A 16236-nucleotide genomic window follows, 5' to 3' on the forward strand; every position below is an offset into this window, starting at 1 on the left:
GGCCGTTTCGTGTGTCTGGGCTGGTGGCGGCCAGGACGAGGGGCCCCGCTGTCGCGTCCGGGTGCGCCCGTGCCGGGACTCGAATCACGGGTCGCCGCAGGGCTCCCACAGCCTCAGGAGGCGGGCGCGAGCAGGCCCTGCGCGATCGCGGCGGCCTTGACCTCCTGGTACAGGGCGGTGAGGCTCTCGCTCACTTGGAGCCGGGGCAGTTGCAGGCGGTCCAGCGCCCCGGCGTCCACGCCCACATCCTGCCAACCCTGCCCGGTGAGGTAGCGCATCAGCGCGGGATTCAGCCGGTCCACACCCCGCACAAGCCGGGCCTCGGGGGTGACGCCCGCCTCGTGCTCCCGCCAGACCTTGAGGAACTCGTCGCTCAGTTCGTCCGGGAGCGCTCCGTACCTGCGTTGGGCGATCTCCTCCTCGACGAGCGCCTTCTTCTCCCGTAGTCGGGCGTTGTCCTGGGTACGCCAGGCCGAGGGGTCGCCCGCCTCGATCTCCACGAGGTCGTGCATGAGGCACATCTTGAGCATCTTCTCCAGGTCCAGCCGGTGCCCGCACTCGCGCTCGAACTCGCGGTGCAGGACCCAGCAGACCAGCGCCAGGTGCCATGAGTGCTCGGCCACGCTCTCCTTCCGCACCCGCGTGGCGTTGTTGTGCCGCTCGACCTCCCGGAGCCGGGCGGAAAAGGCGATGAAGTCGAAAACCTCGCGAAGCTCGTCACTCATGCTGATTGCCTTCCCTGTTACTGCGCTCTGTTTGTCACGGTGAACTGTTCCCGCTGTCCATCCGGGGCGGTGGGAGATCCGCTGGATCAGGGGCGCCACCGTGAACAGTCTCCTGCTCTGCGCAGTCGGCCGGGCCGGTCCCGGCGGGACGTCACGATGCCAAGATCGCCGGCTGTGGTGCTGTCCGGTGCGAAGGCGCGAAGAGGTGGGTGCCGTCAGGGCAGAGGTTCCACAGCTGCATGAGCGCGTAGGAGCGCCACGGGCGCCAGTGTTCGGCACGGCGCATCGTCGAGGCAGGGTCGGTCGGCTGCCCCAGACTCCGCAGAGCCCGGCCGGTCCCGGGAGCCTGGGTGAGGAAAACGTCGGGGTCCTTGAGGGCCCGCATGACCAGGTAGGCGGCGCTGTCTCCACCGAGGCCGGCCCGCGTCAGCCGGTACTCCGTCTCCGTGCGATCGCTGCCGTCACTCAATGTCAGCTCATGGTCAGCCACGTCGGTGGCGATGCGGCGCAGCAGGACCGCTGCCTCGTCGTCGAGCAGATCGGTCAGCGATGCCTCGGCCAGCGTCCGGGCCGTCGGGAACAGGTGGGTCACCGTTCCGCTGGGGAACGGCAGCGGGCGGCCGAAGCGACGCGTCAGTGCGGCTGCCACCGTCGAGCCCTGGGGTCCGGGGAGTATGTGCCGAAGGGCGGTGGTCAGCAGCAGTTCCTCGGGGTCGGCGGCCCCGGGCACGCGCAAGCCGGGGTGGGCGGCCACCAAAGGAGCCATCAGGGGCTCCCCGGCGAGGAGTTCCGCGACGGCCAGCGGGTCGGCGTCCAGGTCCAACAGGCAGCGGCAGCGGTGGATGGCGGTGGCCAGGTCCCGTATGTCTGCCAAGCGGAACTGTGCTTCGACGTAGCCGGGGCGCGGGGTGAGGGCAACGACGCCGGCACCATACGGCAGCCGCAGCCCCCTGCGGTAAGTGCCGTTGTCGATGTCCTCGATGCCAGGGATCGCGTGGGCGGCGAAGAAGCGCAGCAGCGCCGGTCCGTCGAAGGGTTCCCGGACCGGCAGACGTACGACGACGGTCCCGGCGGCCTGGCCGGTGGGTGAGGAGGCCGCGCCCCGCAGGGCGGTGGGGGTGCGGTCGAAGACGGCGGCGATGGTGTCGTTGAACTGGCGGACGCTGGAGAAGCCCGCGGCCATCGCCACGTCGGTGATCCGCAGGCCGGTCCTCTCCAACAGGATGCGGGCGGTCTGGGCTCGCTGGGCACGAGCCAGGGCCTGCGGGCCGACGCCGACCTCGGCCGTGAGCAGGCGGTGGAGATGCCGTGCGGTGTAGCCCAGTTGTGAGGCCAGTCCCGCGACGCCCTCCCGGTCGCAGACCCCGTCCGCGATCAGCCGCATGGCCCGGCCGACGACGTCGGCGCGGAGGTTCCACTCCGGCGAGCCAGGGCTGGCGTCGGGATTGCACCGCTTGCAGGCACGGTAGCCGGCCTCCTGGGCAGCCGCCGCACTCCTGTAGAAGCGGACGTTCTTCCGCATGGGGCAACCCGGGCAACTCGGGCGGCAGTAGATGCCAGTGGTGATCACGGCCGAGTAGAAAAGGCCGTCGAAACGGGTGTCCCGGCTCAGCGTGGCCCGCCAGCAGCGTTCGAAGTCGAGCATGCCGACATCCTTCCAGCGAGGAGGGCAGGGTGCTGGCAGGTATCGGACATGCACGACCGCCTCACCGCAGCCGGGCTCCGCGGCCGACCGACATCCGTCCGCTGCCGGCCGACTGCCGCCTCACTCCGGAGAGGGGGAGCCGGATGACCGGGTCGCCGCGATGCCGGTGCTCCGGAAGCCTTGCCGCCGACTTCGCGAACCGAACCTCGTACGCGTAGCCCGTCCCACGGGTGATCATCTAGCGGAACTCGCCTGCCGCGCCCGCTGCCCAGTCCTCGAAGGCGCGGCCGCGGCGGCCGAGAATGCGCTCCAGATCCGGGGATACAGGGGTCGGGGTCTCCACACACGACGCGAAGTAGCGAAGCAGGGAGTCGGCGATCTCCTCGGTCATCCAGTCGTTGGAGAGCATCGCGTTGCGCGCTGCCGCGTGTGAGATCTCCTCGTAGCGCAGTGGTCGACCGAGCACCGCACCGAGGATGCGGACCTGTTCCGTGAAGGTCAGCGACTGGGGCCCGGTCAGGACCGGCGCTTCACCGGAGGGAATCGCTCCCGTCAGAGCACGGGCGGCGACGGCGGCTATGTCGTCCTCATGGACCGGTGCGGTGGCGGCCTGTGCATACGGACCCGCGACGGTGTCTCCCGCCCTGACCTGGCCGATCCACTGGCGGGCGTTGGCGGCGAAAGCGTCGGCCCGCAGATGGACGAACTCGGGCGCGACCGCTTCGGCGGCGGCTTCCAGCTCGCGGTGGCGGTTGGCCACGGCGTGCCGGCTGTCGCCGGTGAGGACGGACGAGGAGGACAGCGTGACCACGCGCGTCACCCCCGCGTTTCTCACGGCGTCGAGCAGGGTCTGCTCGCCTTGCCAGAGGGCCGCCGGGTTGAGGAACACCGCGGTGACGTCGTCCAGGTCGGGGCTTGCGCTGTCGCAGGACTCGACGCCGGCTGGAAAGCGGGCGTCGCGAGGAGCCCGGGTGAGAGCGCGGACGGCATGACCGGTGGCGGCGAGCTGCGCCACGAGGGGACGGCCGACGGTGCCGGTGGCTCCGGTGACGAGTATCAAGGTTCTCTCCCGTTCGAAGAAGTGCTGAACCCCAGTTCAACCATCTGGATGAATTCTGTCAACCATCCAGATGGTTGACGCCCTGGCCGGCGCCGATATCCTTGGCCTCATGACCCCGCCCACCCGCCGTCGTGCCGCCGACGCCGCACCCGACGCCTCCCGTCGCCGTCTCCTGGAGGCCGCGAAGGACGTCTTCGCCGAGAAGGGGTACGCGGGAGCCCGGGTGCAGGAGATCGCCGACCGCGCGGGTGTCAACAAGCAGCTGATCACCTACTACTTCGGCGGCAAGAGCGGGATCTACGCGGAGTTGGGCCGCCAGTGGGCGAGGAGCGAGGCGGAGCTGCAGGACCCCGAACTCCCGTATGACGAGCTGGTTCTCGGCTACCTGCGGAACGTCTTCGCGGACCCGCGTGGCGTACGCCTGGAGGCGTGGTCGCAGCTGACGGGCCGCCCGGACGCGGCCGAGCCGGGGGCGGAGGACCTCGCCGACATCGAGCGCCGCCAGGCCGAGGGCGAGTTGACCGACGCGATCAGCCCGGCCATGGTCATGCTGCTGTCCCAGGCTCTCGTCATGGCTCCCCACCTCATGCCGGGCACCGTGCGCCGGATCTTCGGCAGCGACCCGGCGGACCCGGACTTCCAACGGAACTACGCTCATCAACTGGGCCTCGTCATGCGCCTGTTGCGCGCCTGATCACCCGGGCGGCCGCTCCCCGCCACCCACCTCGACCACCGGCTACGCCGCCGACGTCAGCCGCCGTTGACACCCCACGGGACCCGCGGCGCCACGCGCGGTGAGGGCGAACGCCCCCGCGACCCAAACGCCGAGATCACTCTGATCACTCCGAGTTACTGGTTGAATGCTCTCAGTAGTCAGTCGTGACGAGCACGACGACCGGGAACGAGGAGAAACCCTCATGCGACATGTGTTCACCAAGGCGGCCGCCGTGGCCGCCGTCGGCGTGCTCGCCTTCACCGTGGCACAGCCCTCTCAGGCCAGCACCCCCCAGCAGGGGCCGGTCCGCGCGGCCGCAGCGGGCCCCGCCTACTTCGAGATGACCGACATCACGCGGGCCACCTTCGTCATCAAGCTGACGAACAGCACGGAAATCGAGCACGCCCGCGAGCTCATCAGCGGCGAGACCACCGACGAGCCCCACGTGATCACGCGGATCATCCCCCGCCCGGCCCCCTACAACCCGCGCTGGAGCTACCAGGCGGACTCCGACCAGACCAGCTTCTTCGACCAGGGCCTCGAGGTCTGCGACGCGACCATCCCCTACGTCGAGGAGTACCTCGACGAGGTCGGCGGCGCCTTCCTGCCCGGTCGCATCTGGTGCGACTGGACGTCTCGCCTGGTCAGGGAAATCCCCGCACCGTAGGTGACCGCCCGCGGGTGCCGATGCCCACCCGTCACGACACCCGCGTCGCCCCGAAGTCTGCTCGGGCCGGCGGTTGACCGCCCGCCCGAGCAGTCCCGCCCTCCGGCGGCGGCCGAACGCGGCCGCTACCGCGTCCGTCCCGGGATCGATCCGCCCGCGGGCTACGGCGCAGAGGCCGTGCACCTGGCGCGGCGGTTGGACGGGGCCGGGGGGTGACCGCCGGTCAGTAGCGCCAGCGGGTGGCCTCGATGACGTCCTCGTCCGTGCGGGTGGCGAACAGCTCCGCTTCCCCTCGGCGTACGGCGAGTACCGCCTCGTACAGTTCGCGGCCGAGGGCCTTGCGCAGGAGCGCGGACTTCTCGTAGGCGTCGGTCGCCTCGGACAGGGTGGTCGGGAGGCGGTCGGCGGTGCCGAGGGTGGCGGGGTCGCTGCGGATCTCGGGCGGTAGTTGCAGCCCGGCGTCGAGCCCCGCGAGGCCCGCGGCCAGCACGCCGCCGATCACCAGGTACGGGTTGGCGGCGGCGTCGAAGCACTTGACCTCGGCGTTGGCCTGCTCGGCGGTGGAGCCGGTGATCAGGCGCAGCGCCGCCTCACGGTTCTCCAGCCCCCAGCAGCGGTAGGCCCCGGCGAACCGGGAGGGCACCAGGCGCAGGTAGGAGGCGGCGCTGGGCGCGCCGAGGGCGAGCAGGGCCGGCAGCTCGGACAGCACGCCCGCGAGGAAGTGCTCGGCTTCCGGGTGCAGCCCGTGGCGGCCGGGGCCGCCGTGTGCGAGGTTGCGGTCCTGCTGCCAGAGGCTGAGGTGCACATGGCCGCCGTTGCCGAGCTCGCCCCCGGAGAAGACCGGCGCGTACGAGACCCGCAGGCCGTGCCGGGCGGAGACGGCCCGGATGGTGTGGCGTACCAGCATCGCGGTGTCGGCTGCCTCGACCGGTCCCTCGGCGGCGACGGAGACCTCGAACTGCCCGGCGGCGTACTCGGGGTGGAGCTGGAGCACGGCGAGGCCCTGCCGGGTGAGGGCGTTCAGCACCTCCCGCAGGTAGTCGGAGTGCTCGACGAAGCGGGTCATGCCGTACCCGGGCCCGTGCGCCGCGGGGGTCCCGGCGGCGTCGGCCGCCACCCACTCGACCTCGATCCCGGCCCGCACCGACATCCCGCGCCGTCCGACGGCCTCGGCGGCCCGGCGGGTGAAGCCGCGCTGGCAGCCGGGGTGCGGGGCGCCGCCCTGGGTGTAGCGGTCGGCCGGGGCCCACGCCCAGCCGGGCTGGGCGGCGAGCGGGGTGAGCCGGTCGAGGTCGGGGACGAGCCGCAGGTCACCGGTCGGGCCGGTGCTCGACGGTGTGCGGGTGAAGGAGTCGTCGACCAGGGAGAAGTCGAAGCAGGGCGCGGCGCCGACACCGTACTCGGCGGCGTGTTCGAGCTGGGCGAGCGGGACGGACTTGACCCGGGTGAGCCCGGCGTTGTCGACCCAGCCGAACACCACCCCGTCGATGCCCTCGGCGGCGAGCTGTGGTGCCGCGGTCCGGGCCCGGGCGGCCCGTTCGGCGCGGGAACGCGTGGTGGTCATGCCGCCCATGCTGGTGCGGGCGGTGGCGGGAACGCCCGGGTTCGGCGGGAGTTCATCCGTCCGGGAAGGACCACGACGACGAGTTGACGACGCGTCAGGCATGCCGCATGCAGAGGCTTCCCCACTGGAAGCCCGCGCCGATCCCGGCCAGCACGTAGGCGTCCCCCGGGCGCAGGGCGCCTGCGGTGACGGTGGTGTGCAGCGCGGTGAACAGCCCGGCCGATCCGGTGTTGCCCAGCCGGTCCACGGTGACGGGGGCGCGCTCCGGGGGAACGTCCAGCGCCGCCATGGTCTCGGTGAGGATGTTCAGGTTGGCCTGGTGCAGGAAGAAATGACGGACCTGGTCGATCGGCACGCCGGCGCGGTGCGCGGCGCTGGTGATGCTCTCGGGCAGGCGAGTGGTCGCGGTGTTCCAGACGGCGCGGCCGTCCATGGACAGGTAGTGCTCTCCGGCGGCGACGGTGGCGGCGCCGGCGGGCAGCCGGGAGCCTCCGGCGGGGATCTGGACACCGTAGGACAGCTGGGAGCCGAGGCTGTAGGAGAGCAGGCCCGCTCCGGGGGTCTCGGAGCGGCTGAGGACGACGGCTGCCGCGGCGTCGCCGAAGAAGACGCCGGTGGTGCGGTCGGTGGGGCTGGCGAGCCTGGAGGCGCAGTCGGCCGCGAGGAGGAGGACGGTGGTGATGGAGGGGTTCTGCAGGAGGTGGGCGGCGATCAGCATGGCCTGGATGCCGGAGGCGCAGGCGGCTTGGGTGACGTCCAGGGCCAGGGCGCGGTGCGCGCCGAGGGCGTCCTTGACGATCAGCGCGGTCGACACCATCGGCTGGTCCCAGGTGTAGGTGGCGACGATGACCGCGTCCAGTCGGGTGGGCTCGACGCCGGCGGCGTCGAGGGCCGGGTGGGCGGCGGCGACGCACATGTCGGAGGTCGCCAGATGCGGTGCCAGCCGGCGGCGTTCGCGGATGCCGGTGCGGCTGGTGATCCATTCGTCGCTGGTGTCCAGGGTGCGGGTGAGCTGCTGGTTGGTGACGACCTCCGGGGGCAGGTGCATCCCGGTCCCGGCGATGGAGAACGGTACGGACAGGCCGACACCGGTCTGGTGGAACAGGGTCTGGTCCAGGGCGACGGTCATGCCACGCTCCGTTCCGGCCTGAGCGGTGCACCTCGAAGAACTCCCATGTCCGTTCCTTTCGATAGCGGTTCGTGAATGGCGGGGCGCCGCCGGGCCGATCACCCGGGCTCCGGCGGACACCGCGTCCGGGTGCCCTCCGGTGATGACGTCCTCTGCGCGGGCGGGGCCGCGCGCAGGGACGGCACGGAGGCGAGCAGCGTTCGGGTGTAGGGGTGCCGCGGGGCGCGCAGGATCGTCCCGGTGGGGGCGGTCTCGACGATCCGGCCGTGCCGCATGACCGCCACGACGTCGGAGACGTGGCAGACCGCCGGCAGATTGTGGCCGATGAAGAGCACGGACAGCCCGAGCCGTCGCTGGAGGTCGCGGATCGTGTTGAGGACGGCGGCCTGTACCGAGACGTCGAGCGCCGAGGTGATCTCGTCGGCGATCAGCAGGCCGGGCTCGACGGCCAGGGCGCGGGCGAGGGCGACCCGCTGGCGTTGGCCGCCGGACAGTTGCCGGGGCAGGCGGTCGGCGAGCCCGGGGTCCAGGCCGACGAGGCCGAGCAGCTCGGTGACGCGCTCGGCGCGGGCGGCCCGGTCGAGCCGGCGGAAGACGGTGGCGGCTTCGACGAGCGCCTGACGGGCCGTCATCCGGGGGTCGAGCGCGGTGTCCGGGTCCTGGAGGACGACCTGGACGAGGCGGCCGAGCCGGCGCCGGCCGCGGACGGTGCGGGTGCGGACCTCCCGGCCGTCGACCAGGACCCGGCCGCTGTGCACGGGGACGAGGCCGACGATCGCGCGGGCCAGGCTGGATTTCCCCGAGCCGGACTCGCCCACGAGGCCGAGCGTGGTGCCGGACGGGATCTCCAGCGAGACACCGTCCACGGCGGCGGGGCGGACCCGGGGGCCGGGGTGGCGGACGGTGAGGTCGGTGACCTGAAGGGTGGTCATGACGCGGTCACCTGCTCGGGGATCGCCGCGAGCGGTACAGGATGCCAGCAGGCGACCCGGTGGACGGCGTCGAGGTCCTCCAGCGGTGGAGCCTGCTCGGCGCAGTGGTCCCGGCGGTGCGGGCAGCGGGGTTCGAACGGGCATCCCGGTGCGGGCGCGAGCGGGTCGGGCGGTGCCCCCTCGATCGTCCGCAGCGGCCGGCCGCGGTCGACGGTGAGGTCCGGCACCGAGGCGACCAGCGCCCGCGTGTAGGGATGCCGGGCACCGTCGGTGAGGCGGTCGGCGGGCAGTTCCTCGACGATGCCGCCCGCGTACATCACCAGGACCCGTTCGCAGAACTCGCCCACGAGCGCGATGTCGTGGCTGACGAACAGGATCGCGGCGGAGGTGTCCCGCCGGATGTCGGTGAGCAGCCGGGTGATCTGCCGCTGCACGGTGACGTCGAGTGCGGTGGTCGGTTCGTCGGCGATGATCAGCCCCGGCCGCACCATCAGCCCGGAGGCGATCATCACGCGCTGGCGCTGGCCGCCGGAGAGCTGGTGAGGACGTGAGCGCAGCAGCGCCGGGGACAGGGCGACCCGGCGCAAAGCGTCGGCGGCCTGCGCGGCGGCCCCCGCGCGGCCGGCACCCCGGTGGGCCCGGGGGGCCTCGGTGAGCTGGGTGGCGATCCGCAGGGACGGGTTGAGCGCGGAGGCCGGGTTCTGGAAGATCATCGCCAGGCCCGTCGCGAGGTGCCGGTCCCGCTCCTTGGGCGTCAGGGCGGCGAGGTCGGCTCCGAGCAGGCGCAGGGTGCGCCGCGACACGCGCGCGCCGTACGGGAGCAGGTCGGCGATGGCCAGTGCGGTGAGCGACTTGCCCGAGCCCGACTCGCCGACGAGCCCGAGGGCCTCGCCGGGCCGCACCGAGAAGCTCACGCCGCGCACCGGCCGGACCGGGCCGTCCGGGGTGGGGAGTTCGATGCTGAGGTCCTCGACCTGGAGGACCAGCCCGTCCTCGGCGGGGCCGCTCGGGGCGGGCGTCGGCGCGGGTGCGCGCGGGGCCGGGGCGCGCCGGGCGACGCTCCCGGCCAGGACCTCGCCGAGCAGTTGGAAGGCCAGGGCCGCGTAGAGGACGGCCAGGCCCGGGGCCAGCGCGGGCAGCGGGTCCGCGTAGATCCGGTCGAGCCCCTGGCTGAGCAGCAGCCCCCAGTCGTAGCCGGGCGGTTGGACGCCCAGGCCCAGGAAGCTCAGCCCGGAGAGTGCGACCAGGGAGGTGCCCGCCGCCGTGGTGGTGCTCAGCAGCAGCGGCTCCGCGATGTTGGGCAGGACGTGCCGCCACAGCAGCCGGTGGCGGCGCAGGCCGAGGACCCGGGCCGCGGCCAGGTGGTCGGTGCCCGCGACGCCGGCGGCGAGGGTCTGGGCGAGCCGGGCGAATCCGGGGACGCCCGCGGCCGCGAGGGCCAGTACCGCCCCGGCGGCGCCCGCGCCGAACACGACCGCGAGGAACATCGCGACGAGGAGCGCCGGGAAGGCGAGCAGGAGGTTGATCAGCCCGGCGGTCAGCCGGCGGCCGCGCCGGCCGAGGACGGCGGTGCAGGCCCCGAGGAGGATTCCCGAGCTCGCGCCGAGCAGGACCGCCGCCAGCGCGAGCAGCAGGGAGGGCCGGGTGGCCGTCAGGACCCGGGCGAGCAGGTCACGGCCGAGACCGTCGGTGCCGAACGGGTGACCCGCGGAGGGTCCCTGGAGTACGGCCGAGGGGTCGGGGCGGTCGGCCGCCGCGCCCCAGACCGGCGGGCCGACCAGTGCGAGGGCGAGGAGTGACGCCATCATGACCGCGGTGGCCCAGGCCATGGGCGAGCGCCGGAATCCGGACGGAAGGCGCATGGTCACATCTCCCGGATCGCCGAACGGGGATCGAGCACGGCGAGCAGCACGTCGACGACGAGGCCGGCGAGCAGCAGGGTGGTGCCGAGCACCAGCACCATCGCCTGGACCACCGGGTAGTCCTGCGCGATCACGGACTGGGCCATGGCGGAGCCGATGCCGGGCCAGGCGAAGACCTTCTCGACCAGTACGGTGCCGGCGATCAGGGCGGGCAGCAGGCTTCCGGCGACGGTGAGCGCGGCGGTGGCCGTGTTCGGTGCCGCGTGCCGGAGGTAGCAACGTGCGGGAGACAGCCGTTTGCTCCGGGCGGTGCGCAGGTAGTCCTCGTTCAGCACCTTGAGCGCCTCCACCCGGACGATGCGCAGCAGGATGGCGGTGGGGGCGAGGGAGAGCGCGAGGACGGGCAGGACGAAGGACTCGACGCCCGCCGCTCCGGCCACCGGGAACAGTCGGAGGCCGACGGCCAGCAGCGCGGTGAGTCCCGCGGCCAGCACGAAGTCCGGCACCGCGGCCACACCGGCGGTGACCGCGGTGAACGCCAGATCGGTGCGCGGGCGGCGGCCGTCACGGGTGCGGACCGCGGCCAGCAGGCCGCCGGGCAGGGCGACGGCGAGGGTGGCCAGGAAGGCGAGACCGGCGATCTCCAAGGTGGCCGGCAGCCGGGTGCGGACCAGCTCCGCGACGGGGGTCCCGGTGACCAGCGAGGTGCCGAGGTCGCCGTGCAGCAGACCGCAGAGGTAGTGCCGGTACTGGGACAGGAAGGGTGCGTCGAGCCCGAGGGTGTGCCGGCGGGCGGCCACCAGGTCGGGGGCGGCGTCGACACCGAGGGCGGCCCGGACCGGATCGCCGGGGACGAGGCGGATCATCGAGAACGACGCGGTGAGCACGACTGCGAGGGAGACGAGCAGGCGGAGCGTACGGCGGCCGAGGAACGCTGCCCAGGGGTGCCGCATCAGCTGGGGTAAGGACATGGTGGGTCCCGGTCACTGGTGGAGGCGGATGCTGGTGGGAATGAGCTGGCCGCCGAAGGAGGTGGCGAAGGTGGTGCGGTAGCCGTACACGCTGCTCCGGCCGTCGGCGATCGGCAGTGCGTCGGCGGAGCGGAAGAGCGCGGCGGCGGCCCGGTTCCAGGTGCCGCAGCCCGTCGTGTCGGTCTCGCGGAGGGCTCGGGCGACCAGGGCGTCGTACTCGGGGTCGGTCACGCCAGCGAAGTTGAGGCCCTGGGCGGTGACGGGGCCGGAGAAGAAGGGGACGAAGCCGACCGGCAGGGCGAAACCCGGGGTGCTGCCGACCACCACGTCGAAGTCGGCGCTGCCGTACATGGCGTTGACGAGGGCGGGCAGGCTCTCGGTGACCTGCTCGACGTCCGCGCCGAGTGCCGTCCACTCCCGGGCCATCAGCTCGGCGACGGACGGCAGGGTGGGGCCGAGGTCGGGGCTGGTGATCAGGCGGAGCCGCAGAGGGCGGCCGTCCTTGGTCAGCGGGCCGTGGCCGGAGCGGGTCCAGCCGGCGGCCCGGAGGGCCTTCGCCGCGTTCCGGGAGGGCAGGTTGGCGTCCGCGACGTCGGCGTGGCAGACCGAGCCCTCGGCGCCGAAGTCGGTCGCGGGCCTGCCGCGGCCGCCGACGGCGACGTTGGCGAGCCCCCGGCGGTCGAGGGCGGCGACCATGGCGCGGCGAAGTGCCCTGTCGGCGAGGGGCCGGCCGGGCCGCTGGTTGAAGAAGGTCAGCCCGACCACGGTCGCGACGTCGGTGGTGGACAGACCGTGGCCGGTGAGCCGGGCGCGGTCCGGCCCGTTCACGTCGGCGATCTCGATGCCCCCGGTGAGCAGGAGGTTCGCGGCGGTGGAGGCTTGGGGCACCACCGAGATGACGATGTGTGCGGGGATGCCGGGCTCAGCGGTGGTCGCCCCGGCCGGCCCCCAGGAGTATCCGTCGCGGACGGTGAACTCGTAGGGCCCGCCCGGGGTGTAGCGGGTCAGCACGTAGGGGCCGGTGCCCTGGGTGGCGCGTGCCAGCGAGGCGGGCCGGTCGAGCCCGGCGGGGCAGACGATCGGCAGCTGTCCGATGGTGCGGGTGAGGAACGGGAAGGGGGCCGCGGCCGTTGTCGACACCGTCCTGGTCCTGTTGTCGGCGCGCGCGGTGAACGGGACGTCCGGGAGGACGGTCCGGGCGCCGGCGAGCTGGTTGGCCGGGTCGCCCGCGTAGGTGAGTGCCCGGGCCACCGCCGAGGCGGTGAGGGGAGTGCCGTCGGAGCAGGTGATGCCCGGACGGAGGACGAAGGTGGCCGTGGTGGCGGTGGCCCGCCAGGAGGAGGCCAGACCGGTGACCAGGGTGCCGTCGGGGGCGAGGTCGACCAGTGAGTCATAGGCGTAACGGGCCTGGGAGGCGCCGAAGGAGGAGTACGGGTCGAAGCTCGGCGTCTCGCTGGACTCCGCGATCCTGACGGTTCCGTGGTCCACCAGGGGAGTGGTCGTCGAGGAGGCAGCACCGTCGCCGCAGCCACCCAGCGAGACGGCCGAGGCGATGAGGACAGTGGCCAGGACGACCGCCGGGGTGCGTCGGGGCATGGCGTCATGGTGTCACCGGGGCTCGGTCGTGGTGCGTCAACTGCCCTTTGCGCGAGGCGTGTTCGAACGTCCTCAACCCGCCTGCCCGCTGGTCGGGAGCCGCTCGGGGCGACCGGGGCGGGTGGTCCCGATTCACCTTTACGAGGAGCTGCGGGGCCGGCTGTTCCATTGCTGAGCGGGCTGCGTGGTGCGTGCCGGACGGGCGGAATTAATGGAGAAAGGATAATCCGATGATCGCTTTCCTTGGTGTTTTGATGTTCAGCGGTTCAGGTCACGCGGTCAGGGAATGAACACTCGCATGAGTGAACTCGGAGGTAGCCATTTGGTCCAAGCGAGCGCGGCTCGACTACGGTGATCGTGGGATCGGATGGCGCGTTCCGGTGTCCGGGAATCCGACGTGTGGAGCGAATCCCGGATACCGAGCTGGAATGCTTCTCTTCACCCGGCTGCGCACTGCTCCGGAGTTCGCCATGCCCGGGTTCCCTGTCATACGCATACGTGGAGAGGATGGAGCATCATGCCGCCCGTAGTACCGCCCTTCCTGGTAGGTCTCATCGTCGCGCCGCTGGCCAAGCGCCTGCTCAGGCCGCTGGTGAGCGGAGTCGTCAAGACGTCCGTCGGCATCGCGATGGAGGTGAAGAAGGCGGCCCATGAGGTCGGGGAGAACATCAACGACCTCGCCGCCGAGGTGACCGCCGATGTGGTGGCCGCCCAGATTTCCGCCGGTGACACCGGAGCGCGCTCCGGTGTCGCCCAGCCCGTCGCCGCGCGCGTCCCCATGGACGAGCCCGTCGGCCAGGCCGAAGGGGGCTCAAGGGCCCCGAAGCCGCGCGCGAGTGCCGGAAAGGCGCACTGACGGTCCGTCGGGACCCGCGGCCGCCGCCGGGCGCGCATGTCGATCGATTCGGCGGAACGCATCGGGCGGCGGCCGTCCGCCGGCAGTTCGGCTGCTGAAATCCGCCGTTCAGAATTCCCCACTCCGTCGCCGTATTCCGTCGTGTCCGTGACGGTATTCCGCGACCCCGCGAACAGGTGATTCGTACACATGCCATCGTTACTGGGTGCCGCACCCGGATTCCGATCCGTGGAATCGGGCGCGAGTCCGCGCTCGGTCACGCCGGGCCGCCAGCGCTGGGACGTCAAGCTGGTGCGCGGACGGCCCCGGACGGCCCAGATCCTCGCCGCCGCCCTGAGCCGCGTTCCCGGGATCACCGAAGTCCAGGCGAACCCGGTCACCGGCGGCGTCCTCGTCCGGCACGATGCGCGGGTGTGCGCCACGGACGTCGGCCGGATGGTGCGCAGAGCCGTCGCCCTGCTCGCGGCGAAGCCCACCGGAACGGAAGGCGTGACGCCGGACGGGCCCGCCGTCGACCCGGCCCCGCCGGCGGACCGCGGCCCGGTCACGCTCCCGGCGCTCGCCGCCGGCGGCGCGGTCGCGGCCGGGATCGCGCTGATCAAGGGATCAGCGCTGAGGAGGCAGTTGGTGGCGGTGGGCGGTGTGGTCGTGGCGACCGCGGTCGTGCTCCGCAAGGACTGGCACAGAACGGTCGACGCGTCCCGCGACGCGGCCGGGCCGGATACCGGACGCCACCCCCTGCTGGAGATCGTCGGACCGCATCGGCGCACCCTCTACCGGGCAGCCGCCCTGTCCATCGCGTGCCAGACCGCGGAGACGGCGCTCGGCACCTTCCTGGGCTGGACCGGCCTGGTCCTCATCAAGGGCGAGGCGGCCCCACTGGTCAGCCTCGGCCTGACCACGGCTTCCGCCCAACTCTGGGGGCTGGCCGGGCTGGTGGCCGCCGCCTGCGCCGCGGTGGCGGGACTGTCGTACGCCTCCAACCTCCAGTGGCGCCGACTCGGCCAGGACATCGAGCACGACTGGCGGAGCCGCACGTACCGACACGTCCAGCACCTCGAACTGAGGCACCTGGAGGGAGAGCGGACCAGCCGGGTGGCCGGCACGCTCACCAACGACGTCGGGCAGTTGGGCGCCTTCTTCGCCGGACCGGCCAACGACGTCCTGCAACTCGGCACCAGCCTGGCCCTCCTGGTGCCCGCGTTCCTCCTGCTGGCGCCGGAGATCGCCTGGGTCGCGTTCCTGCCGATCCCGGTCATCGCCTGGCTGTCGCTGCGCCACCAGGACCGGGCCGCGGCCGGATACGCCGTCACCGGCGAGCGCCGGGCCAGGCTGGGCAGCCAGGTGATCAACTCGCTCGAAGCCGGTGCGACCGTCAAGAGCTTCTGCACCGAGGACCACGAGGCCGAACACATCGACACGCTGAGCGAAGCGGCCCAGGAGAGCAGCCGGCAGAGCGACCGCGGCACGATCCGCCACGCCGAGACCGTCCGGGCCTGCACCACCGCGTCGATGGCCGCGACCCTGCTGATCGGTGGCCGTTCGGTGCTCAACGGCACCCTGCGCTTCGAGGTGTTCAGCCCGCTGATCGGGCTGCCCCAGATGCTGCTGATGCGGATGAGCCGGCTCGGCGGCATCGCCGACCAGTACCAGCGCACCCTCGCCTCCTACGAGCGGGTCCAGCGGCTGCGCGCCCTGCCCGCCGAGGCCGACGACGGCGACGGGACGCTCGACGTCGCCGAGGTGCGGGGCGAACTCGTCCTCGACGGGGTCACCTTCGCCTACCCCGGCCGGCCGGCGGCGCTGGAGGACCTCTCGCTGACCATCCCGGCCGGGCAGGTGACCGCCCTGGTCGGCGCCACCGGCTCCGGCAAGACGACGATCGCCAAGCTGCTGATGCGCTTCCAGGACGTGGAGTCCGGCCGGGTGCTGCTCGACGGACAGGACGTCCGGGACCTGCGCCGTCACGTCCTGCGCCAGACCATCGGCTTCGTCGCCCAGGACCCCTTCCTCTTCGACGGCAGCATCGCCGACAACATCCGCTACGGCACCTTCGGAGCCTCTGACGAGGCAGTGCTCCAGGCCGCCGCCATGGCCGAGGCGCACCCCTTCATCGCGATGTTGCCGGACGGCTACGACACGCTGATCGGCGAACGCGGCGCCGCGCTCTCCGGCGGCCAGCGGCAGCGGATCGCCCTGGCGCGCACGATGCTCAAGAACTCGCCGGTCGTCATCCTCGACGAGGCCACCTCCGCCGTGGACAACGAGACCGAGGCCGCCATCCAGCGCACGCTGCGCAGCTTCGCGGCCGACCGGACGATGATCGTCATCGCCCACCGCCTCTCCACGGTCCGCCACGCCGACCGGATCTACGTCATGGACAAGGGCGGCATCGTCGCCGAACAGGGCACCCACGACGAACTCCTCGCCCAGCACGGACACTACGCATCCCTCTGGCAGATCCAGGCCGGCGAACTCGCCGCCTGACCGCAGAAAGCCGCCCCGCCCGCCGAT

The 16236-nt window shown here is 72.5% G+C and carries 13 protein-coding genes; 4 read left to right on the forward strand and 9 right to left on the reverse strand.

Annotation, left to right across the window (positions count from 1 at the left end):
• Positions 1–113: 113 nt before the first annotated feature.
• The 3 genes from OG896_RS38120 to OG896_RS38130 all read right to left on the reverse strand — a co-directional run bounded on the left by OG896_RS38120 (position 114) and on the right by OG896_RS38130 (position 3430).
• A complete protein-coding gene (locus tag OG896_RS38120; RefSeq protein ID WP_329372841.1) occupies positions 114–725 on the reverse strand; it encodes an HD domain-containing protein in 612 nt (203 codons plus the stop codon).
• Positions 726–876: 151 nt separating this feature from the next.
• The gene (locus OG896_RS38125) at positions 877–2370 is read right to left on the reverse strand and encodes a bifunctional transcriptional activator/DNA repair enzyme AdaA (protein WP_329372843.1); all 1494 of its coding nucleotides are present in this window, start codon (positions 2368–2370) and stop codon (positions 877–879) included.
• 238 nt (positions 2371–2608) lie between these two features.
• On the reverse strand, positions 2609–3430 hold the full coding sequence (locus tag OG896_RS38130) for an NmrA family NAD(P)-binding protein (protein WP_329372845.1): 822 nt from the start codon (positions 3428–3430) through the stop codon (positions 2609–2611).
• 109 nt (positions 3431–3539) lie between these two features.
• Here OG896_RS38130 and OG896_RS38135 point away from each other — a divergent pair, with 109 nt between their 5' ends.
• Together OG896_RS38135 and OG896_RS38140 are read left to right on the forward strand one after the other, a co-directional pair.
• Positions 3540–4124 carry a TetR/AcrR family transcriptional regulator gene (locus OG896_RS38135; protein WP_329372847.1) on the forward strand — a complete coding sequence of 195 codons (585 nt, stop codon included), beginning with the start codon at positions 3540–3542 and terminating at the stop codon, positions 4122–4124.
• Positions 4125–4347: 223 nt separating this feature from the next.
• Positions 4348–4812 (forward strand): BP74-related protein, encoded by a 465-nt coding sequence (locus OG896_RS38140; RefSeq protein ID WP_329372849.1) that lies wholly within the window; start codon positions 4348–4350, stop codon positions 4810–4812.
• A 223-nt stretch (positions 4813–5035) separates the two neighbouring features.
• Here OG896_RS38140 and OG896_RS38145 read toward each other — a convergent pair whose 3' ends face one another.
• The 6 genes from OG896_RS38145 to OG896_RS38170 form a co-directional block, all read right to left on the reverse strand.
• Positions 5036–6376: a glutamine synthetase family protein gene (locus OG896_RS38145; RefSeq protein WP_329372850.1), complete on the reverse strand. Its 1341-nt coding sequence runs from the start codon at positions 6374–6376 to the stop codon at positions 5036–5038.
• A gap of 94 nt (positions 6377–6470) precedes the next feature.
• A complete protein-coding gene (locus OG896_RS38150) occupies positions 6471–7505 on the reverse strand; it encodes a 3-oxoacyl-ACP synthase III family protein (RefSeq protein WP_329372852.1) in 1035 nt (344 codons plus the stop codon).
• Between the two features lie 98 nt (positions 7506–7603).
• Entirely contained in the window at positions 7604–8437 is an 834-nt protein-coding gene (locus tag OG896_RS38155) for an ABC transporter ATP-binding protein (RefSeq protein ID WP_329372854.1), read from the reverse strand.
• Positions 8434–10299 carry a dipeptide/oligopeptide/nickel ABC transporter permease/ATP-binding protein gene (locus OG896_RS38160; RefSeq protein WP_329372855.1) on the reverse strand — a complete coding sequence of 622 codons (1866 nt, stop codon included), beginning with the start codon at positions 10297–10299 and terminating at the stop codon, positions 8434–8436. Before OG896_RS38160 ends, OG896_RS38155 begins: the two co-directional genes overlap by 4 nt.
• Before the next feature lie 2 nt (positions 10300–10301).
• Positions 10302–11270, reverse strand: a complete 969-nt coding sequence (locus OG896_RS38165) for an ABC transporter permease (protein ID WP_329372857.1) — start codon at positions 11268–11270, stop codon at positions 10302–10304.
• 12 nt (positions 11271–11282) lie between these two features.
• Entirely contained in the window at positions 11283–12866 is a 1584-nt protein-coding gene (locus OG896_RS38170; protein WP_329372859.1) for an ABC transporter substrate-binding protein, read from the reverse strand.
• A gap of 517 nt (positions 12867–13383) precedes the next feature.
• Between OG896_RS38170 and OG896_RS38175 the strand changes: the two genes are divergently transcribed.
• Positions 13384–13722 (forward strand): DUF5132 domain-containing protein, encoded by a 339-nt coding sequence (locus OG896_RS38175; RefSeq protein WP_329372860.1) that lies wholly within the window; start codon positions 13384–13386, stop codon positions 13720–13722.
• A 228-nt stretch (positions 13723–13950) separates the two neighbouring features.
• Positions 13951–16209 carry an ABC transporter ATP-binding protein/permease gene (locus tag OG896_RS38180; RefSeq protein ID WP_329372862.1) on the forward strand — a complete coding sequence of 753 codons (2259 nt, stop codon included), beginning with the start codon at positions 13951–13953 and terminating at the stop codon, positions 16207–16209.
• The last annotated feature ends 27 nt before the right edge of the window (positions 16210–16236 follow it).

Source organism: Streptomyces sp. NBC_00669, from assembly GCF_036226785.1.
Taxonomy (GTDB): domain Bacteria; phylum Actinomycetota; class Actinomycetes; order Streptomycetales; family Streptomycetaceae; genus Actinacidiphila.

What these genes read in the sequence shown, in the direction of transcription:
- OG896_RS38170 (WP_329372859.1), bottom strand. Translation starts at nt 12,866, where the DNA reads ATGCCCCGACGCACCCCGGCGGTCGTCCTGGCCACTGTCCTCATCGCC.
- OG896_RS38160 (WP_329372855.1), bottom strand. Translation starts at nt 10,299, where the DNA reads ATGCGCCTTCCGTCCGGATTCCGGCGCTCGCCCATGGCCTGGGCCACC.
- OG896_RS38145 (WP_329372850.1), bottom strand. Translation starts at nt 6,376, where the DNA reads ATGACCACCACGCGTTCCCGCGCCGAACGGGCCGCCCGGGCCCGGACC.
- OG896_RS38120 (WP_329372841.1), bottom strand. Translation starts at nt 725, where the DNA reads ATGAGTGACGAGCTTCGCGAGGTTTTCGACTTCATCGCCTTTTCCGCC.
- OG896_RS38175 (WP_329372860.1), top strand. Translation starts at nt 13,384, where the DNA reads ATGCCGCCCGTAGTACCGCCCTTCCTGGTAGGTCTCATCGTCGCGCCG.
- OG896_RS38135 (WP_329372847.1), top strand. Translation starts at nt 3,540, where the DNA reads ATGACCCCGCCCACCCGCCGTCGTGCCGCCGACGCCGCACCCGACGCC.
- OG896_RS38165 (WP_329372857.1), bottom strand. Translation starts at nt 11,270, where the DNA reads ATGTCCTTACCCCAGCTGATGCGGCACCCCTGGGCAGCGTTCCTCGGC.
- OG896_RS38125 (WP_329372843.1), bottom strand. Translation starts at nt 2,370, where the DNA reads ATGCTCGACTTCGAACGCTGCTGGCGGGCCACGCTGAGCCGGGACACC.
- OG896_RS38150 (WP_329372852.1), bottom strand. Translation starts at nt 7,505, where the DNA reads ATGACCGTCGCCCTGGACCAGACCCTGTTCCACCAGACCGGTGTCGGC.
- OG896_RS38140 (WP_329372849.1), top strand. Translation starts at nt 4,348, where the DNA reads ATGCGACATGTGTTCACCAAGGCGGCCGCCGTGGCCGCCGTCGGCGTG.
- OG896_RS38155 (WP_329372854.1), bottom strand. Translation starts at nt 8,437, where the DNA reads ATGACCACCCTTCAGGTCACCGACCTCACCGTCCGCCACCCCGGCCCC.